Source organism: Kitasatospora herbaricolor (assembly GCF_030813695.1).
Lineage (GTDB): Bacteria > Actinomycetota > Actinomycetes > Streptomycetales > Streptomycetaceae > Kitasatospora > Kitasatospora herbaricolor.
Genome location: NZ_JAUSVA010000002.1, coordinates 4,466,914 through 4,484,816, shown reverse-complemented (window position 1 = coordinate 4,484,816; position 17,903 = coordinate 4,466,914). Strand labels below are relative to the sequence as shown.

General features: G+C 75.3%; 18 protein-coding genes. 13 read left to right on the top strand and 5 right to left on the bottom strand.

Translation table 11 applies throughout. The features are described 5' to 3' along the window. Window positions 1–279 precede the first annotated feature (279 nt). A complete protein-coding gene (locus J2S46_RS20055) occupies window positions 280–912 on the bottom strand; it encodes an HPP family protein (protein WP_191288641.1) in 633 nt (210 codons plus the stop codon). A 150-nt stretch (window positions 913–1,062) separates the two neighbouring features. Between J2S46_RS20055 and J2S46_RS20050 the strand changes: the two genes are divergently transcribed. The 3 genes from J2S46_RS20050 (at window position 1,063) to J2S46_RS20040 (ending at window position 3,846) form a co-directional block, all read left to right on the top strand. Continuing rightward, window positions 1,063–1,701 carry a CGNR zinc finger domain-containing protein gene (locus J2S46_RS20050; protein ID WP_191288642.1) on the top strand — a complete coding sequence of 213 codons (639 nt, stop codon included), beginning with the start codon at window positions 1,063–1,065 and terminating at the stop codon, window positions 1,699–1,701. Between the two features lie 197 nt (window positions 1,702–1,898). Further along, on the top strand, window positions 1,899–2,327 hold the full coding sequence (locus J2S46_RS20045; RefSeq protein ID WP_191288643.1) for a YciI family protein: 429 nt from the start codon (window positions 1,899–1,901) through the stop codon (window positions 2,325–2,327). A gap of 277 nt (window positions 2,328–2,604) precedes the next feature. Then, the gene (locus tag J2S46_RS20040) at window positions 2,605–3,846 is read left to right on the top strand and encodes an RNA polymerase sigma factor (RefSeq protein WP_191288717.1); all 1,242 of its coding nucleotides are present in this window, start codon (window positions 2,605–2,607) and stop codon (window positions 3,844–3,846) included. Between the two features lie 79 nt (window positions 3,847–3,925). Here the strand turns inward: J2S46_RS20040 and J2S46_RS20035 are convergent, their stop codons facing one another. Continuing rightward, window positions 3,926–4,555 (bottom strand): response regulator, encoded by a 630-nt coding sequence (locus tag J2S46_RS20035; RefSeq protein ID WP_191288644.1) that lies wholly within the window; start codon window positions 4,553–4,555, stop codon window positions 3,926–3,928. A gap of 101 nt (window positions 4,556–4,656) precedes the next feature. Next, the gene (locus tag J2S46_RS20030; RefSeq protein WP_229912243.1) at window positions 4,657–5,958 is read right to left on the bottom strand and encodes a sensor histidine kinase; all 1,302 of its coding nucleotides are present in this window, start codon (window positions 5,956–5,958) and stop codon (window positions 4,657–4,659) included. A gap of 391 nt (window positions 5,959–6,349) precedes the next feature. On the opposite strand from J2S46_RS20030, the gene J2S46_RS20025 reads away from it, so the two are divergent. The 6 genes from J2S46_RS20025 to J2S46_RS20000 all read left to right on the top strand — a co-directional run bounded on the left by J2S46_RS20025 (window position 6,350) and on the right by J2S46_RS20000 (window position 12,076). Then, a complete protein-coding gene (locus tag J2S46_RS20025; protein WP_073929106.1) occupies window positions 6,350–6,910 on the top strand; it encodes a GlcG/HbpS family heme-binding protein in 561 nt (186 codons plus the stop codon). A gap of 76 nt (window positions 6,911–6,986) precedes the next feature. Next, the gene (locus J2S46_RS20020; RefSeq protein WP_370882208.1) at window positions 6,987–7,421 is read left to right on the top strand and encodes a PPOX class F420-dependent oxidoreductase; all 435 of its coding nucleotides are present in this window, start codon (window positions 6,987–6,989) and stop codon (window positions 7,419–7,421) included. A 162-nt stretch (window positions 7,422–7,583) separates the two neighbouring features. Continuing rightward, window positions 7,584–8,015: a YunG family protein gene (locus tag J2S46_RS20015; protein ID WP_191288646.1), complete on the top strand. Its 432-nt coding sequence runs from the start codon at window positions 7,584–7,586 to the stop codon at window positions 8,013–8,015. A 135-nt stretch (window positions 8,016–8,150) separates the two neighbouring features. Continuing rightward, complete coding sequence (locus tag J2S46_RS20010; protein ID WP_229912244.1) at window positions 8,151–9,035, top strand: NAD(P)-dependent oxidoreductase; 885 nt, start codon at window positions 8,151–8,153, stop codon at window positions 9,033–9,035. 411 nt (window positions 9,036–9,446) lie between these two features. Beyond that, the gene (locus J2S46_RS20005; protein ID WP_191288647.1) at window positions 9,447–10,577 is read left to right on the top strand and encodes an LPXTG cell wall anchor domain-containing protein; all 1,131 of its coding nucleotides are present in this window, start codon (window positions 9,447–9,449) and stop codon (window positions 10,575–10,577) included. Window positions 10,578–10,810: 233 nt separating this feature from the next. After that, window positions 10,811–12,076, top strand: coding sequence for a hypothetical protein (locus tag J2S46_RS20000; RefSeq protein WP_370882207.1), 1,266 nt, complete (start codon window positions 10,811–10,813; stop codon window positions 12,074–12,076). 19 nt (window positions 12,077–12,095) lie between these two features. Here J2S46_RS20000 and J2S46_RS19995 read toward each other — a convergent pair whose 3' ends face one another. Then, window positions 12,096–12,830, bottom strand: a complete 735-nt coding sequence (locus tag J2S46_RS19995) for an aquaporin (protein ID WP_191288648.1) — start codon at window positions 12,828–12,830, stop codon at window positions 12,096–12,098. A gap of 196 nt (window positions 12,831–13,026) precedes the next feature. Here J2S46_RS19995 and J2S46_RS19990 point away from each other — a divergent pair, with 196 nt between their 5' ends. After that, window positions 13,027–13,797 carry a MerR family transcriptional regulator gene (locus J2S46_RS19990; protein WP_191288649.1) on the top strand — a complete coding sequence of 257 codons (771 nt, stop codon included), beginning with the start codon at window positions 13,027–13,029 and terminating at the stop codon, window positions 13,795–13,797. 112 nt (window positions 13,798–13,909) lie between these two features. Here J2S46_RS19990 and J2S46_RS19985 read toward each other — a convergent pair whose 3' ends face one another. Beyond that, window positions 13,910–14,968 carry a helix-turn-helix domain-containing protein gene (locus J2S46_RS19985; protein WP_229912246.1) on the bottom strand — a complete coding sequence of 353 codons (1,059 nt, stop codon included), beginning with the start codon at window positions 14,966–14,968 and terminating at the stop codon, window positions 13,910–13,912. 155 nt (window positions 14,969–15,123) lie between these two features. Between J2S46_RS19985 and J2S46_RS19980 the strand changes: the two genes are divergently transcribed. From J2S46_RS19980 to J2S46_RS19970, 3 genes are all read left to right on the top strand, one after another. Then, a complete protein-coding gene (locus J2S46_RS19980; RefSeq protein WP_191288650.1) occupies window positions 15,124–15,477 on the top strand; it encodes a rhodanese-like domain-containing protein in 354 nt (117 codons plus the stop codon). Window positions 15,478–15,754: 277 nt separating this feature from the next. After that, window positions 15,755–16,438: an RNA polymerase sigma factor gene (locus J2S46_RS19975; protein ID WP_191288651.1), complete on the top strand. Its 684-nt coding sequence runs from the start codon at window positions 15,755–15,757 to the stop codon at window positions 16,436–16,438. Beyond that, entirely contained in the window at window positions 16,435–17,844 is a 1,410-nt protein-coding gene (locus J2S46_RS19970) for a hypothetical protein (RefSeq protein WP_191288652.1), read from the top strand. The genes J2S46_RS19975 and J2S46_RS19970 overlap by 4 nt, the downstream gene beginning before the upstream one ends. Window positions 17,845–17,903: the final 59 nt, after the last annotated feature.

Below are 17,903 nucleotides of genomic sequence, written 5' to 3'. Positions count from 1 at the left end.
CCCGGCGGCGCCGGGCGATCCCGTCCCGGGTGTCCCGCCGCGGTCACCGCCCGCCGGAGGGCGAGTGACATCCGCCACACCGTGAATTCCAGTCCCTCCAATTTCCTCCCCGGAGGGACGGGACGTTCCCGTTTCACCGCCGGTGCCGGAATCCCGCCCGGTGTCCGGCATTCCGAATGGCGGGGGCGCAGGGGCGATCGGTGGAATTCCGGCCGAGGCGCCCGGTGCCGGCGCAATTCCCGTCCCCGGCCTGACGGGGGGCCTGACCGGCTGCCGGCGTCACCACCAGTACGCGGGGTAGCGGGCCGTCCGACCGCTGCGGCCGGCCAGGACGCCGACGAGCACCAGCAGCACGGTCGCCAGCGCCAGCAGGCCGAGGAAGCGCAGGGCGGGCGGCTGGGTCAGCACCACGATCACCGAGGTCGCGGCCGCCGGGGAGTGCGGCGTCCGGGCCGTCGCCATCGCGCCGATCGCCAGGCCGCCCGCGACGGCGGCCGTCCACAGCGAGCTGCCGCCGACCGCCAGGGCGGCGAAGCCGACCAGGGCCGAGACCAGCTGCCCGCCGACGACGCTGCGGGGCTGGGCCAGTGGAAGGGCCGGCGCGGCGAGGACCAGGGCGGCGCTGGCGGCCAGCGGCGGGATCAGGACGGGCAGCTCCAGCACCTTGCCGACGGCCACCAGGAGCACCAGTCCGGCCACGCCGCCGGCCGTGGCGACGGCGAGGAAGGCGGCCGGGGGCCGGGCCGGTGCCTTGCCGGCGAGCCGGCTCAGGAGTCGGGCCGGTGCGAGCAGGGCCGGGCGGCGCCGGGATGTCGGGGCTTCGGGCCTCGGGGCTTCGGAGCCCGGGGCGGGGGCCGTGCCGGGGGCCGCCGGGGCCGGGGCGGTGGCGGTCGTGCTGGGTGCGTCGGACATGGCCTTCCCTACGTCGGGGATCCGTGACCCGACTCAAGATAATGGATGAATCAGGAGACTCGCATTAGTATCGGGTCCGAGGGCCCGCCCGCCGGTACGGGCCCCCGGTGAGTGCCCCCGGGGGACCGCACCGGGCGGGATGATGGGGCGATGGACGGCGGTGGCACGGTGGACACGCAGGCGCAGGCGGCGGACGGGATGCCGCTCACGGGCGAGCCCCTCGCCCTTGAGCTGGTCAACACCACTTTCGTCCGGGGCGGGGCCCGGGGCGTCCTGGTGGACGCCCTGCGGACGCCGGAGGACCTCGACGGCTGGCTGGCGTCCCGGACCGCGCTGTTCAGCGAGCCGCTGCGGGCCGAGCTGTCCGCGCCCGCCGCGACCGGGGCCCACGTGGCACGGTTCCGCGAACTGCGGCAGGCACTGCGGGATCTCGCGGCGGCGGCGGTCTCCGGCGCACGCCCGGCCGACGCACCGGTCGGCCTGCTGAACGCCTCCGCCCGGCTGGCCGTGAGCTGGCCGGAGTTCGAGCCGACGGCCGGCGGGCCGGCCCGGGTGGTGACCAGGTGGTCCGAGCCGGACCCCCTGCTGGCCGCCCTGGGGGAGGTGGCGGCGGCCGGCGTCGGTCTCCTCGCGGGCCGGGCGGTCGAGCAGGTCAGGGCCTGTCCGGCGCCCGGCTGCATCCTCTACTTCGTGAAGAGCCACGGCCGCCGGGAGTGGTGCACCGTCGGCTGCGGCAACCGGGTCCGGGTGGCCCGGCACAGCAGGCGGGCTAAGGCCGACCCGGCCTAGCGGCTCGCCGCCGGACGGCCGCGCCGGAGCGCGCCCACGCGGTCCCGCTCCTGGTCCGGGACCGGTTCGAGGAATCCTCGCCGCCCGTGTCGAGAACCGGGGCCGCCCTTCGACGTCCTGGTGGAGGCCGGAACAGGCCGGCCGGACGACGCGTCCGGCCGGACCGGGCCCCGACCGGGACGCAGGAGGAGACAGCCATGCGATTCATGATGCTGGTCAGGTCGGACGCGCAGACCGAGCAGGGCGCGCCCCCCGGCAAGGAGATCGTCGAGGCGACGGACCGCTACAACGACGAGCTGATCAAGGCGGGCGTGCTGCTCGCCGCCGAGGGCCTGCACCCGAGTTCCAAGGGCGCCCTCGTCTCGTACTCGGGAGGCGGCGCCACCGTGACGGACGGGCCGTTCGCCGAGGCCGAGGGGCTGATCGCCGGGTACTGGCTGATCCAGGTCTCCTCCAAGGACGAGGCGGTCCAGTGGGCGACCCGGATCCCGTTCGAGGAGGGTGCGGTGGAGCTGCGGCAGGTCTTCGAGGCGGGGGACTTCCCGCCCGACGCGGTCTCGCCGGAGACCGTCGCCAAGGAGCAGGGCTTCCGGGACGAGCCGCTGCGCAGCGCACCCGAGCGGTAGTCGCGGCCGGGTACGCGGCCCGGTACGTACGGGAGGCCGGTGCTTCGCGCCGGTGCCGGGCGGGCGCGTCGGTGTTGGCCCGGCCCGCGGCGAGCTGCTCTGATGGGTGGCCGTGACGCCTCCCGAGGACAGCACCAGCGGCCCCGACGACCCCCGCGACCCGCCGGTCGCCCCGGGCGTCCCCGCCGGCGGAGCGTGCGGCGGCGCCGAGGCCGACCCGGTCGTCGGGGACCGGCGGACGGCGCAGGCGCACCGGGCGGTCGAGGCGGTCTGGCGGATCGAGTCGGCCAAGGTCATCGCCGCCGTCGCCCGGCTGGTGCGCGACGTCGGGCTGGCCGAGGAGCTGGCCCAGGACGCGCTGGTCGCCGCGCTGGAGCAGTGGCCGCAGTCCGGCGTCCCGCGCAACCCCGGGGCCTGGCTGACGGCCACCGCCAAGAACCGGGCGGTGGACGCGCTGCGCCGCAAGGAGGTGCTGCGCCGCAAGATCGACGAACTCGGCCACGAACTGGCGGTCGAGGGGGACGGCGCCGGCGCGCTGCCGGACGTCGACGCGGCCCTGGACGACGACATCGGGGACGACCTGCTGCGGCTGGTGTTCACGGCCTGCCACCCCGTGCTGTCCACCGAGGCGAGGGTGGCGCTCACCCTGCGGCTGCTCGGCGGCCTGAGCACCAAGGAGATCGCGCGGGCCTTCCTCGTCGCCGAGCCGACCGTCGCGCAGCGGATCGTCCGGGCCAAGCGGACCCTCGCCGAGGCGAAGGTCCCGTTCGAGGTGCCCCAGGGCCCCGAACTGGCCGGCCGGCTCTCTTCGGTGCTGGAGGTGGTCTACCTGGTCTTCAACGAGGGGTACTCGGCGACGGCCGGCGAGGACTGGATGCGGCCGGCGCTCTGCGAGGAGGCCCTGCGGCTCGGCCGGATCCTCGCCGAGCTGGCCCCGGCCGAGGCGGAGGTGCACGGGCTGGTCGCCCTGATGGAGATCCAGGCCTCGCGGGCCGGCGCCCGGACCGGGCCGGCGGGGGAGCCGGTGCTGCTGCTCGACCAGGACCGCGGACGCTGGGACCACGTGCTGATCCGGCGCGGTCTCGCCGCGCTGGAGCGGGCGGAGGCCCTCGGGACCGCGCGCGGCCCGTACCGGCTGCAGGCCGAGATCGCGGCCTGCCACGCCCGGGCCCGGACCGCCGAGGAGACCGACTGGGTGCGGATCGCGGCGCTGTACGCCGTGCTGGCCCAGGTCACGCCGTCGCCGGTGGTGGAGCTGAACCGGGCCGTGGCGGTGGGGATGGCCCTCGGGCCGGCCCGCGGGCTGGCGCTGGTGGACGGGCTGACCGCGGAGCCGGCGCTCAAGGCGTACCACCTGCTGCCGAGCGTGCGCGGGGACCTGCTGGCGCGGCTGGGCCGGTACCCGGAGGCGGCCGGGGAGTTCCGGCGGGCGGCCTCGCTGACCGGCAACGGACGGGAGCGGACCCTGCTGCTGGCGCGGGCGGCGGCCTGCACGGCCGCGGCGGACGGCGGCGCCTGACGGCCGCCGCCGTCGCCCGGCCGCCGCCGTCGAGCTGTCCGCGGCCCCCGCCGCCCGTCCAGGCCTTGGGCGGCCCGCCTCAGCGGATCAGCCGGCGCTCCTTGGCGGCGGCCACCGCGCCGGCCCGGGTGTCCACGCCCAGCTTGTCGTAGATCCGGCCGAGGTGGGTCTTCACGGTGGCCTCGCTGATGAACAGCGCCCGGGCGATCTCGCGGTTGCCCAGGCCCTGGGCGAGCTGGGCCAGGATGTCCTGCTCGCGGTCGGTCAGCTGCGGCGCGGGCGCGCGCATCTGCGCCATCACCCGGGAGGCGACCGGTGGCGAGAGGGTGGTGCGGCCCCGGGCGGCGGCGTGCACGGCGGCGAACAGCTCCTCCGGCCGCTCGGCCTTGAGCAGGTAGCCGGTGGCGCCGGCGCCGATCGCCCGGGTGATGTCGGCGTCCGTGTCGTACGTGGTGAGGACCAGGACGTGCGGCGCGCCGGGGCCGCCGCTGATCCGGCGGGTGGCCTCCACCCCGTCGATGCCCGCGCCCAGCTGCAGGTCCATCAGGACGACCTGCGGGTGGAGCTTTGCCGCCAGGGCGACGGCCTCCTCGCCGCTGCTGGCCTCGCCGACCACCTCGATGTCGCCCGCGCTGGCGAGCAGCGCCAGCAGCCCGGCGCGCACCACGGCGTGGTCGTCGCAGACCAGCAGGCGTACGGGCGGAGTCATGCGGCCTCCAGGGTCATGCGGCGTCGGGGGCGTCGAGGGCGTCGGGTTTCCGGGCGCCGGGTTCGGGGGCGGGGCGCCTTCCGGGTGGCCGGCCGCCGGTGTCATGCGGTGTCGAGCGGGATCGCGGCGGACACCACGGTGCCCTCGCCGGGGGAGCTCTCCACGGTCAGCGTGCCACCGAACCGGCGCAGCCGGGCGCGCATCGCCGGGAGCCCGTGGCCGCGGCCGGTCGGGCCGTCCGGTCCGGTGCCCTCGGCGGGCGGGGTGAAGCCCAGGCCGTTGTCGGCGATGTCGAGCACCACCTGGTCGCCCAGGTAGGAGAGGGTCAGCGCGGCGGCCGTCGCGGCGGCGTGCTCCCGGATGTTGGCCAGCGCGCCCTGCGCGATCCGCAGCAGCGCGGACTGGGCGGCGGCCGGCAGCGGCACGGGCACGCCGTCCAGCAGGAAGCGAACGGGCAGGCCGCTCTCCCCGGACTCCCGCTCGGCGAGGGCCCGCAGTGCCTGGTCGAGGGTCCGGCCGTCGGCGAGTTCGGCCGGGGCGAGATCGTGGACGAAGCGGCGGGCCTCGGCCAGGTTGCGGGCGGCCACCGAACCGGCGGTCCGGACATGGCCGCGGGCGGTCGAGGGGTCGCTCTCCCAGGTGCGGTCGGCGGCCTGCAGCAGCATCTGCTGGCTGGACAGGCCCTGGGCGAGGGTGTCGTGGATCTCCATGGCGAGCCGCTCGCGCTCGGCCAGCGTGCCCTCGCGGCGCTCGGTGGCGGCGAGTTCGCGCCGGGTGCGGACCAGGTCGTCGATCAGGGCCCGCTGCCGGGCGGCCTGCCGCTCCATGTACAGGAAGACGGCGGTGGCCAGGGCGGCCACCGCGGGCGGGACCAGCAGCTGCGTCGGGTCCAGGGTGTGGGCGAGCCGCGCCTGGGCGACCACCACCAGCGCGGTGAGCGCCGCCACCAAGGGGATCGCGGCCCGGGCCGGGAGGGCGCGCAGGGCGGTGTAGACGAGCGGGACGGCGCACCAGGCGAAGCTCGGTGCGAGCAGGACCAGCACCACCCAGAGCGCCACCACGGCGGTGAGCGGGAGCAGCCGCCGGCGCGCGGCGAGCCGGTCGGCGTCCGCGGCGGCCCGCGTGCCGGCCCGCGCGTCGGATCGCGTACCCGAAGCGTCCGGGTGCGGTGCCGTGCCGCGTCCGGTGGCGGCCGGCCGGGTGCGGAGCAGCCAGGAACCGGCCGGCTGCGCGACGGCGAGTGCGGCGCTCAGGCCGAGCACCCAGGGCACCCGCGGATTGCCCGGGTGGTGGCTCAGGTAGCGGACCAGCGAGGCGGCGAGCAGGAGCAGGAAGGCGGAGTCCAGCACGGCCGCGAGCCAGCCCGCGTCCGGGTCGGTGCCGGGACGGCGGGGGTGCTGCACCTGGGGCTCCTCCTGCTGCGGGGGCGGGCTCGTCCTGCTCGGACCCGTCCTGCTGGGGCTTGTTCTGCGCGGGCCGGCCCTGCGCGGACCCGTCCTGCTCCGTCCTGCTCCGTCCGGGCCCGGCGGGGTGGACGCCGGCGCCGGGCCGGTTGCCCGGTGACGGACCGGCGGCCCGGTGACCGGGGCCCGGCCACGGCTCCGACCTGCGCCGACACCTCGATCCTGACCCGCCCGGCCCACCCGCGCATCAGCCGATCGGTTGACCCCGTCGTCCACCATCATGCGTCGCCGAGCGGGCCGGAACGCCGACCCGGCGCGGCCGGACGCGGCCGGAGGATCGAAGCAGAGCAGGAGCCGTCGGGCTCCGGCCGATCCGACGAGGAGCTGGACCATGAAGAAGATCAGCATGCGCACCCGGGTACTGACCGGTGCCGTCGCGGCGGCCGCCCTCGGTGCCGGCACGCTCGGCGCCGTCTCGGCCAGCGCGGACACCGCGCAGACCCCGGCCGTGCAGGCTGCGGCGAAGGCCGACCCCCAGAACAAGAACCTGACCGAGACCACCGAGCTGACCGTCGAGGCCGCCACCAAGGCGGCGCAGGCCACCCTGGACGCCGCCGCCAAGGCCGGCCAGCACGTCTCGGTCGCGGTCGTCGACCGGGACGGCATCACGCGGGTGCTGCTCAAGGGCGACGGCGCAGGCCCGCAGTCCCCGGTCTCCGCCGAGCGCAAGGCCTTCACCGCCGTCTCCTGGAACGCCCCGACCTCCGAGCTGGCGAAGCGCCTCGCGCAGGCCCCCAACCTGAAGGACATCCCCGGCACGCTGTTCCTCGCCGGTGGCGCGCCCGTGCAGGCCAAGGGCGCCCCGATCGCGGCGATCGGCGTGGCCGGTGCCCCCAGCGGCGACCTGGACGAGCAGTTCGCGCAGGCCGGTGTGGCGGCGCTCGGCAAGTGACCCGCCCTCGCCGCCCGGCCGCCCGGCCCGGGCGGCCGGCCCGTCGGGCGGCGGACGGGCGGGGTGATCCAGCAGGATGGTCGGCATGGCATCCATGACCGAACCCGAGTGGCGCGCGTTCCTCGCAGCCGGCACCCGCACCGCCAAGCTCGCCACCACCCGCGCCGACGGGCGCCCGCACGTCGCCCCGGTGTGGTTCCTGCTGGACGGGGACGACATCGTCCTCAACACCGGGAGCGGCACCGTCAAGGGCCGCACCCTGGCCCGCGACGGCCGGGTGATGCTCTGCGTGGACGACGACCGGCCGCCGTTCTCCTTCGTGCTGGTGCAGGGCACGGCCACGCTGAGCGAGGACCTTCCGGAGGTCCGCGCCTGGGCCACCCGGATCGCCGCCCGCTACATGGGTGAGGAACTCGCCGAGCAGTACGGCGCGCGCAACGGCGTGCCCGGCGAGCTGCTGGTGCGGGTGCGGATCGAGAAGGTGACGGCCGAGTCGGGCGTCGCCCACTGACGGCCGTCCCGCCCCGCCCGCCCGGGGCCGCCCTTCCGTGCGTTCCCCGGGCTGTCGTCCCGTGCGTCCGCCGGACCCGCCCGGGGCCGTCGGCGTGACCCCGCGCCGCCACCGGCCGGTGGCGGCCGCCGATTGTCGGTGCCGCGTGGCAGGCTTCCGGGCATGACGCCGTGGACCCTCATCGACATCGAACGCGCGATCCGCTCCTCCTGGGGCGTCGACACCTGTGCGCCCGAGGACCTGGGCCGGTGGCATCCGGGCAATCCCGCGCGCGGGCAGTGCGGTGTGGTCGCGATGGTGCTGAACGACCTGCTCGGCGGTGAGCTGATGATGGGCGAGGTGCACGTCGACGGCGTCCGGACCGACCTGCACTGGTGGAACCGCTTCGGCGGCGGGGTGGAGATCGACCTCACCCGTGAGCAGTTCGACGCCTGCGAGCAGGTCGGCCCGGGCCGGCCCGTCGCCCGGCCGGAGCGGCCGGGCCGGCTGCAGGGCGAGTACGAGCTGCTGCGCGGGCGGGTCCTGGCCGCACTGGCCGCCGGTGCCCGGGCCCGGGAGCACGGCCGGTCGCCCGTCGCCGCCGCGGCCCGCTGACCTCGCCGGCCGCCCCGCGACCCGCGTCAACTCGGCCTCGCCGCGCGCTGATCCGCCCCGAACGGTCGGACACGGCCTAGGGTCGGAGGTCGCGGGCCACCGCGACGGGAAGCGACGGGAAGCAGGGAGTCAGCCATGTCGGTGATGACGGTCGGATTCGTGGGCCTCGGGGCGATGGGCCGGGGCATGGCCGCCAACCTGCTCGCGGCCGGCCACCCGGTGCGGGTCTGGAACCGCTCGCCCGGGCCGGTGGAGGAGCTGGTGGCGAAGGGCGCCACGGCGGCCGCCGACCTCGGCGAGGTCTACGACAGCGAGGCCGTGGTCTCGATGCTGCCCGACGACCGGACGGTCGAGGCCCTGCTGCTGGACGGTGCGCTGCTCGCCGGGGCCCGCGCCGGGGTGCACGTCAACATGGCGACGGTCTCGGTGGCGCTCGCCGAGCGCGCCACGGCGCTGCACGCCGAGCACGGCATCGGGTACGTCGCCGCTCCCGTCCTCGGCCGGCCCGGCGTGGCGGCGGCGGGGGAGCTCAACGTCCTGGCGGCCGGTGAGGCGGCGCAGTTGGAGCGGGTCGGGCCGCTGCTGGCCGCGATGGGCCGCCGGACCTGGCACTTCGGTGACCGGCCGGCGCAGGCCAACACCGCCAAGATCAGCGCCAACTTCCTGCTGGCCTGCGCCATCGAGTCGATGGCCGAGGCCTGCAGCCTCGCGGAGGCGAACGGCGTGCGGCCGACCGACCTGATCGAGATGCTGACCGGGACGCTGTTCCCCGGCCCGGTCTACTCGGGCTACGGGTCGATGGTCGCCGAGCGCCGCTACGAGCCGGCCGGGTTCCGGCTGCCGCTGGGCCTGAAGGACGTCGGGCTGGCACTGTCGGCGGGGGAGGCGCGCAACGTCCCGCTGCCGTTCGGGAGCGTGCTGCGCGACGCCTTCCTGGACGCGCTGGCCCACGGTGACGGTGAGAAGGACTGGGCGGCCGTCGCCGCCGTCGCCCGCCGCCGGGCGGGGTTGCCGGACTGACGCCTTGTCCGGGCCGGCCCCCTGCGGGCCGGTTCGCGGTCCCGCGCCGGGTAAATGATCATTGTCGTGTGCAAAGCGGAATTGGGACGGCCGATTGACGGCGCCCAGGAAATCTGACGCGGTGAAGGGCGTGTACGTTCGAACTCCCCGGTGCCCGGCGCTCGCGGGGGGCGTGCCGTGGTGCTTTCGGGCCGTCTAAACCCTGGGACAAAAGCCTTGTGCGGTGACGGACTTGCCTCAAACGGACACCGATTCTCCCGTTGCTGGGCACAAGATGGTATCCGGCTACCGAATCGCACGGATCTTTCGGTATCGTCCGTCGGACTTCAGCTTCGCGGGGGCTCTGCTGCACGGCGGCGGATCCGAGCCGCGCCCTCCGGGACGACCCGGACTTCTTCGTGAGGTATCGCTTTGTCCATTCGTCGTAGTCTCGCCCTCGCGGGTTCCGTCGCGCTCGCCTCCTCGATCGTGCTGGGCGGTGCGCAGGGCGCGCTCGCCGTCGGCAGCGCCTCCCCGTCGGCCACCGCCGCGGCCAAGGCCGACAAGGCGGCCCACAAGATCCTCGACCTGTCCGTGAAGGGCGTCCCGAACGAGTTCTTCGCCGGTGGCGAGGCCCGTGAGTTCACCTTCACGATCGACAACGCCACGGCGCACGACTTCGCCTTCGTGCCGCTGCTCAAGTTCAAGGACAACAAGGGCAAGCTGCGCGCGGACGACTTCAAGGCCGAGTACCAGCTCCCCAAGACCACCGCCTGGATCCCGACCGTCCCGCCGCCCGGCGTCGACGGCAGCGGCGACGACGCCGGGCTGACCGCCCTCGCCTCGCTGACCCCGGAGGGCGAGCTCACCGACGACAGCGTGCTCTTCGTCGGCAAGGGCACCAGCGTGACCATCAAGGTCCGGGTCTCCTTCACCAAGGACGCTCCGCTCGGCAAGGCCGCCGTGGTCCCGGTCGTGGTCTCCGCCGAGCTGGACGACACCACCCACGAGGCGAACGGCGACGGCGTCTGGTCCTGCGACCAGATCAAGGGCGCGGGCTTCACCATCAAGGCCCCGAAGCCGGTCCCGAGCCCCAGCGCGAGCACCACGAAGCCGAGCACCAGCCCGAGCCCGAGCGCCACCGTGTCGACCTCGCCGTCCGCCACCACGTCGCCCTCGACGTCGGCGTCCCCCTCGGCCACCGCCACCCAGACCAGCACGCCCACCACGCCGGCGACCACCCCGGCCACCACGCCGGCGACCACCCCGGCCACCAGCCCGTCGGCCTCGACCAGCGCCCCGGCGCCGTCCACCAGCGCCACGGACGGCACCCAGACGCCGGTCGACTTCCCGGTCAAGGCCCCGACCGTCACCCCGCCGAAGATCACCGACGAGGCCGTCACCAAGGCCAAGGCCAAGGCCGACGCCGCCGCCAAGGACCTCGCCACGACCGGTGGCGGCAGCGACAGCACCCCGATCGCCATCGCGGGCGGTGCCGTCCTGGCCGCCGGCATCGGCACCCTCGTGGTGCTGCGCCGCCGCAAGACCGCTCAGGACAGCTGATCCACGGTCACCGCTGACCCGGCTCCCGGCCGCACCCGTCCGGGCCCGGACCGGCCTGACGCGAGCCCCCGCCCCCGGCCCTCCGCCGGGAGCGGGGGCTCGCGCGTTCCCGCCGGGCCCGGGCCACCACGGCTTCGCCACCCGGCCTGCACCGGTCGTCCTTCCCGCGGGTCTAGGATGACCGGCCGATGGGGACGGCCCCGGGCGACCGGACGGCCGGGGAAGAGGTTCACGTGCGCACAGCCAGTCCGGCCAGGGCCACCGGCGACTACGAGGCGGCCACCGGCCGGATCGCGGGCCTGCCGGTCCGCAGACACCATGTCCTGCTGGTCGCCTGGACGGTGCTCTGGTTCCTGCTGGTCGAGCCCAGCGGCGGCGTCTCCTGGCACTACCTGCGCCAGGGCGAGCAACTGCTGTTCGACCAGCAGCCCGGCGGCGGGCTCTCGCTCTACGCCCACCACCCGGAACTCCAGATCGGCCCGGTGAGCCTGGCGGCGGCCGGACTGTTCGGGCCCTTCCCCGAGCACGTCGGCCAGGTGCTGGCCGAGGCGACGATGTCGGCACTGGGCCTGGTGATGTTGGTGCTGGTCGGCCGTACCGCGGCCTGGTACTACCTGGGCACCGGCACCAACCACCGGCGCCTCCAGCAGCGGCTGCTGGTGGCCGGGCTGGCCTTCATCCCGATGTGGGTGGAGGTCTCGGTCCGGTTCGCGCACCTGGACGACGTGCTGGCGCTGTTCTTCACCACGCTCGCCGCGTACGCGCTGAGCCGGGGCCGGACCACCGCCGTCGGCGTCCACCTGGCGCTGGCGGTGGACTCCAAGCCCTGGGCGCTGTCGTTCGTCCCGCTGATCCTGGCCCTGCCCCGCCCGCAGTGGCGGCGCGCGGCGCTGTGGCTGTGCGCGCTGGTGGCCGTCGCCTGGCTGCCGTTCTACCTCGGCACCGACGGCTCCTTCGCCGCCGCCAGGTTCACCATCCCCAACCAGGCGGCCTCCTCGCTGCGCTGGCTGGGCGTCTCCGACCCGGCGACCCCGTGGTGGGACCGCCCGGCGCAGGCCGCCCTGGGCCTCGGCCTCGGGACGGCGGCTGTGCTCCGCGGCCGCTGGCCGGCCGTGGTGCTGCTCGGGGCGAACGCCCGGATCCTGTTCGACCCCAGCGTCTACACCTACTACACGGCGTCGATCCTGCTCGGCACGCTGCTCTGGGACGCGGTGGGCCAGAAGCGCCTGGTCCCGTGGTGGAGCTGGATCGCGCTGGCGGCGCTGTACGGGGGCACCCTGGTGATCCCGTCCGATTCGGTCTGCGGCCTGGTGCGGCTGGCCTTCGTGGTGCTCTCCACGGCGTACGTGCTGCTCCGGCCGGCCAAGCGGCCGCGCGGGCGGCGGAGCGGGACGCGGGCCGGCGGGACCCGGGGTGTGACGCGGAGCGGGACGCGCGGCCCGGAGCCGGGGCGCCGACCGGCCGGCGCGGGGCGGGTCCCGGCGGGCACCCGCGGCTGAACCGCCCCCGGCCGCGGGCTCAGCCGGCGATCAGCTCGCGGGCGTCGTCGGGCACGGCGGCCGGGCGGGCCGGCCGCCCGAACAGCACCGGCAGCAGGGCCACCCCGGCCGCCGCGCCGACCAGCTGGGCCAGGACGAAGGGCGGCACCGAGCCGGCCGCGATCCCGGTGCCGCTGCCGGTGAACATCCGGGCCACGGTCACGGCGGGGTTGGCGAAGGCGCCCGAGGAGGTCGCCCAGCAGGCCGCGGCGATCCACAGGCCGACCGCCACCGGCACGAAAGCGCCGCGGCCGCTGCGGACCAGGCCGAGGACCAGCAGGACCAGTACCCCGGTCGCCACCGCCTCGGCCAGCCAGAGGTGGGCGCCGTCCCGGGCCCGCGCGGAGACCTCCAGGAACGGCCGCTCGAACATCACGTTGGCCAGCCCCGTCCCGGCGACCGCGCCGGCCAGCTGCGCCCCGGCGTACCCGCCGAGTTCCCGGACGGTGAGGCCGGTCCCGGTGTGGCGTTCGGTCCACCAGGCGGCGGCCGAGACCAGCGGGTTGAAGTGGCCGCCGGAGACCGGGCCCAGCACCGATATCAGCACCACCAGCGCCAGTGCCGAGGCGGTGACGTTCGCCAGGAGCTGCACCCCGGCGTCCTGACTGAGGGCGCCCGCCCGGATGCCGGAACCGACCACCACGGCCGCCAGCGCTGCCGTGCCCACCGCCTCCGCGGCCAGTCGTCGGGGCAGGGGCGGTGCGGTGAGGGTCATGGCCACATGCTCGCGGGCGCCGCCGGGCCCCGGCAATTGGCTGCTCCGTCCAAAGCGGGCCCGCTGCCGGGGCCCGCGCTCGGAGACTCGCACGGCGGTGTGCGCTCGGGGGGCCGGCGGTGCTCCCGGACACTGGGGTTGACCCTCACGCGACGTGAGGCGGGAGGGTCGGTGGCAGCAGAAGGGAGCAACCCGAATGAGCACCGGCTACTCGGTGGGCCAGGTGGCGGGGGTCGCGGGCGTGACCGTCCGGACCCTGCACCACTACGACGAGATCGGCCTGCTGTCACCGCGCGGCCGTACCGCGTCCGGCTACCGCCGCTACGAGGACGCCGACCTGGACCGGCTGCAGCAGGTCCTGTTCTACCGCGAGCTCGGGTTCCCGCTGGAGGAGATCGCGGCGATCCTGGACGACGGCTCGGTGAGCCCGGCCGAACACCTCAGACGTCAGCACGGGCTGCTGACCGCGAGGATCGGCCACCTCCAGGACCTGGCCGCGGCGGTCGAACGAGCGATGGAGGCACAGAGGATGGGACACCGCTTGACACCCGAGGAGAAGTTCGAGGTGTTCGGGGCCGACTACCAGGAGAGCTGGGAGGAGGAGGCCGAGCAGAAGTGGGGCGCCACCGACGCCTGGAAGGAGTCCCGGCGCCGCACCACGCGCTACGGCAAGGCCGACTGGCAGCGCATCAAGGCCGAGATGGACGCCCTCAACGAGCGGCTGGTCCAGGCGCTGGCAGCGGGTCTCGCGCCGGACAGCGGCGAGGCGATGGACCTCGCCGAGGTGCACCGCGGCCACATCACCGACAACTTCTACGACTGCGGCTACGAGATCCACCGCGGCCTGGCCGCGATGTACCTCGCCGACCCGCGTTTCACCGCCACCTACGAGCAGCTCGCCCCCGGCCTGGCCCGCTGGCTGCACGACGCGATCATCGCCAACGCCGAGCGCGGCGAACGGGGCTGACACCAACGGGCGGTGCGGCGGCCGGCCCTGCCGCACCGCCCGTTGGCCTGCTCCGAACCGGCCGCGCCCTGTACCGGCCGCGCCCCCGGGCCGGGCACCGCGGGCCCGCGGGCTACGCCGCGCCGCGACCGAACGAGCGCCGGTAGGCCGTCGGCGAGGTCCGCATGGCGCGGCCGAAGTGGTGACGGAAGGTGGCGGCACTCTCGAAGCCGACGGCCGCGGCGATCTCCTCGACCGTGCCGTCCGGGGACTCCAGCAGCGGGAGGCTGGCGGCGATCCGCTGGGTGATCACCCAGCGCATCGGCGTGGTCCCGTTGCGGGCGGTGAAGTGGCGCAGGTAGGAGCGGTCGGACATCCGGGCGGCGCGGGCGAGCAGCGAGACGGTGAGCGGGGTGCAGAGGTGCTCCATCGCCCACCGCATGCTGCGCGCGACGCCGTCGTCCTCCTCCTCCACCGGGTTGACCGCCGCCTCGATGAACTGGGCCTGGCCGCCGTCACGGTGCGGCGGTACGACGAACCGGCGGGCCACGCTGTTGGCGACCTTGGCGCCGTGGTCGCGCCGGACCAGGTGCAGGCAGAGGTCGATGCCGGCCGCGCTGCCCGCGCTGGTCAGCACCTGGCCGCTGTCGACGTACAGGACGTCGGGGTTGACCCGGACCAGCGGGTACCGCTGCTGGAGGAGGTCGGCGTACCGCCAGTGGGTGGTGGCCTCCCGCCCGTCGAGCAGGCCGGCGGCGGCGAGGGCGAAGGCGCCGGAGCAGATCGAGACGATCCGGGCCCCGCGTTCGTGGGCCGTCCGCAGGGCGGCCACCAGCCCGGGGGAGACTTCGCCGCCGAAGGCGTTGGGGACCCCGGGGACGACCACGGTGTCGGCCGCGGCGAGGTCGTCCAGGCCGTGGTGGGCGGTGACGGAGAACCCGCCCACCGCGCCGAGTGCCTCGCCGGGCCGGTCCGCGCAGACCTTGAGGCCGTACCAGGGGGCCGCCAGCAGTCCGCCGAGCTCGGGCCGCGCGAGGGCGAACACCTCGACCACCACGCCGAGTTCGAACGGCGCCATGCCGTCGAAGGCGTACACGGCGACGTCGTGCACGGGCTCCGGGCGGCGGCCGATGGTGACGGCCACCGGCCCGGTCGCGGCGGCCACGGGTGCGGAGGTCTGCGGCTCGGCCACGGGATCCCCTTGATCGAGTGGTTGGCGGAATGTTGGCGAGTGTAGTCGCTCCCGCCACCGTCGGCGCCGGTCCTCCGCCGGCGGAGGACCGACTCGTCGGAGCACGGTCGCACCCGACCACCGGCAGACCGCACCCGACCGTCAGGAGACCGGACATGACCGTCCCGCCCGTCACCACCTCCGCCGTCACCAGCTCCGTCACCCCGCCCGTCACCACCTCCGCCGTCACCAGCTCCGTCACCCCGCCCGTCACCACCTCGCCGGTCACCGCGATCCCTGCACTCGCCCCCGAGCGGGCCTTCGCCTTCTTCCCGGCCGGCCACGGCTCGACCAAGGCCGCGATGCGGCTCGCCGCGCTCGGGCGCGAGGTGGAGGAGATGATCGGCGGCCTGGAGTACTGGATCCGCGAGGGCCGGCCGACCGAGGGCCGGCGGCCGGTGGACCCGAGGACCGCCACGGCGGTCGACCTGGGGCTGGTCCGCCGACCTCCGGCCGGGGCGGCGCGGTGATCGGGCCGCGAACCCGGGGGCGCCGTGCGCCGGCGGGAACACCGGGGCACGCCGCCCTCCGGCGTTCCCCTGTGTTCCCGCCCCGGCGCCGTCCGGAAAGAAAGTGCGAAGCCGCCTGCAACCTCGGCCGGGGACGGACGTCCATACAAGTGGGGGCGGCGTGGCCGGTGGCGACGACGCTGACACAATCACAGCGATCACGACCTTGATCACTTGTCCTGACGGCGGCGATGGGCCCATCGCCGCCGTCCCGGGGGAAAGCGAACAGTAGATGTCCATGGCCATCGCGCCGGCAGGGGCACCCCGCGGGGGGCGTGTCGTCACTCTCCGGGGCCTGCTGAAGCTGCTCTTCGGTGCCGGTACGGCGGCGGAGAACGGCGGGGAGGCGCTCGGCGGGCCGGCCGTCGAGCAGGAGGCGACCCAGCGGCGGTCGGGCTTCCGGCTGCTGCGGGGCGGGCGCAAGCCCGCCGAGGAGAAGCCCACCCTGACCGACCTGTACCACGCCCACCGGCTCGGCCTGGTGCGGATGGCCGTCCTGCTGGTCGACCATCAGGACCTCGCCGAGGACGTGGTGCAGGAGGCCTTCACCGCCCTGTACCAGCGCCACGGCGAGCAGCTGGACGACCTCGACAACGCCCTCGGCTACCTGCGCACCTCGGTGGTCAACGGTGCCCGTTCGATGCTGCGCCGCCGCAAGACGGCCCGGGAGTACGTGCCGCCGCACGAGGCGGACGCACCCTCGGCCGAGGACCACGCCGTACTGAACGACGAGCACCGCCGCGTGTTGGTGGCGCTGCAGGAGCTGACCTCGCGCCAGCGCGAGGTGCTGGTGCTGCGTTACTGGTCCGACATGTCGGAGGCGCAGATAGCCGAGACCCTGGGGCTGTCCCGGGGCGCCGTGAAGTCCACCGCGAGTCGGGCCCTGGACGCCCTTGAGAAGCAGCTGGAGAAGGTCCGATGAGCAAGAAGCATCCCCGGTCGCTCGACGGCGGCGACGACGGGCAGGGCGGAACCCCGATGGAACGCCTGCTCCGCGATGCGCTGGAGGCGCGCGCGGGGCAGATCTCCGCGCACGACCTGCGCCCGGCCGCCCCGCCGAGCCGCCGGGTCCGCCGGCTACGGCCGGTGTACGTCGCCGCGGTGCCGCTCTTCGGACTCGCGGCCGCGCTGGCGTTCAGCGTGCTCGGCTTCCGCGGTGACAACGCGGCCCAGCGTCATGACGCGCCGCCGGCCGCCACGGTCAGCGGCAGCCCCGCCCCCACGGTGAGCGAGGGGCCCGGTCCGAGCCCTTCGCCGAGCGCCTCCGCCACCACGGCCTCCCCCTTGACCCCGCCGGACGGCCCGGCCTCCTCGACCAGTACGACGCCGGGCAGTGGCGCGGCGGTTCCGTACAACTTCCGGGGCGTCAAGTTCAAGGTGCCGGCCGGGTGGACCGTCCCCACCCAGTCGGGCAACCGGCTGTGCGTCCTGAGCCCGGGGGCCCCGGCGGACGCCACCGCCGACTCCTGCGAGCCGTACGGCGTGAGCCTGACGGTGTACAACACGGCCGAGGAGATCGAGCGGGCGATCTGGCCGTCGATGGCGGACCTGGACTCCGACTCCGGCTGGGGCACCCAGCCGTACTGCCCGGTCTGGGGGAACCCGCACGACATCGGAAGCGGCGACACCCTCAAGACGGTCGGCAAGGTCGTCCGGACCAGGGACATCGTGGCCAGCAAGACGATCAGCAAGACGCAGTGGCAGGTCTCCTGCAACAGCAAGGAGAACTTCACCGCGCAGCTGTGGGGCCTGGCCGACGACCAGGTGTACATCGCGGCGATCGGGCTGAAGCCGGAGTACCAGGCGGACCTGGTCTCCATCCTGGACACCCTCGACCTGAGCTCCCGGCCCGCCCCCGCCGCCAAGGCGCACCAGAACGACGTCGCGGTCACCGTGGAGGGCCTGAACCCGGGTCAGTCGGTGCCGAACGACGGCACGATGCTCCAGGTGTCGGTCACCTACCGCAACACCAGCCAGACCAACTACCCCGCGGTGCACCCGTTGCTCTTCGCCGAGTGGTACGCGGGCTCGCCGGGTGAGATGGTGTCGATCACCGCCGGGTCGCTGGAGCGGCTGGACGGTACGGCCTGGAAGCCGTTGGGCCTCGGTGTCGGCGGCGGCATGGACTACGCGACCCAGGGCAAGGACGCGGCCTTCCCGCTGGCGCCGGGTCAGAGCCGGACCGTGAAGTACCGGATGAAGCTGACGCGTGAGGACGGCGCGGGCGTGCTGCCCGTGACCGCCCAGGCGGTGCTGCCCTACGACGGGAGCGGCGACCTGACCCTCCTCGGGCACAAGAGCACTCCGGTGCGGGTGGTCGTGAAGTAGGCCGTCCTGCGGCGGACCGCCCCGGGACCGGGCGGTCCGCCGGGGGGTCCCCCGCGCGG

Bases quoted from the DNA above. Each gene is read 5' to 3' on its own strand.
- J2S46_RS20055 (WP_191288641.1), bottom strand. From the start codon at position 912: ATGTCCGACGCACCCAGCACGACCGCCACCGCCCCGGCCCCGGCGGCC.
- J2S46_RS20050 (WP_191288642.1), top strand. From the start codon at position 1,063: ATGGACGGCGGTGGCACGGTGGACACGCAGGCGCAGGCGGCGGACGGG.
- J2S46_RS20045 (WP_191288643.1), top strand. From the start codon at position 1,899: ATGCGATTCATGATGCTGGTCAGGTCGGACGCGCAGACCGAGCAGGGC.
- J2S46_RS20035 (WP_191288644.1), bottom strand. From the start codon at position 4,555: ATGACTCCGCCCGTACGCCTGCTGGTCTGCGACGACCACGCCGTGGTG.
- J2S46_RS20025 (WP_073929106.1), top strand. From the start codon at position 6,350: ATGAAGAAGATCAGCATGCGCACCCGGGTACTGACCGGTGCCGTCGCG.
- J2S46_RS20020 (WP_370882208.1), top strand. From the start codon at position 6,987: ATGGTCGGCATGGCATCCATGACCGAACCCGAGTGGCGCGCGTTCCTC.
- J2S46_RS20015 (WP_191288646.1), top strand. From the start codon at position 7,584: ATGACGCCGTGGACCCTCATCGACATCGAACGCGCGATCCGCTCCTCC.
- J2S46_RS20010 (WP_229912244.1), top strand. From the start codon at position 8,151: ATGTCGGTGATGACGGTCGGATTCGTGGGCCTCGGGGCGATGGGCCGG.
- J2S46_RS19995 (WP_191288648.1), bottom strand. From the start codon at position 12,830: ATGACCCTCACCGCACCGCCCCTGCCCCGACGACTGGCCGCGGAGGCG.
- J2S46_RS19990 (WP_191288649.1), top strand. From the start codon at position 13,027: ATGAGCACCGGCTACTCGGTGGGCCAGGTGGCGGGGGTCGCGGGCGTG.
- J2S46_RS19980 (WP_191288650.1), top strand. From the start codon at position 15,124: ATGACCGTCCCGCCCGTCACCACCTCCGCCGTCACCAGCTCCGTCACC.
- J2S46_RS19975 (WP_191288651.1), top strand. From the start codon at position 15,755: ATGGCCATCGCGCCGGCAGGGGCACCCCGCGGGGGGCGTGTCGTCACT.
- J2S46_RS19970 (WP_191288652.1), top strand. From the start codon at position 16,435: ATGAGCAAGAAGCATCCCCGGTCGCTCGACGGCGGCGACGACGGGCAG.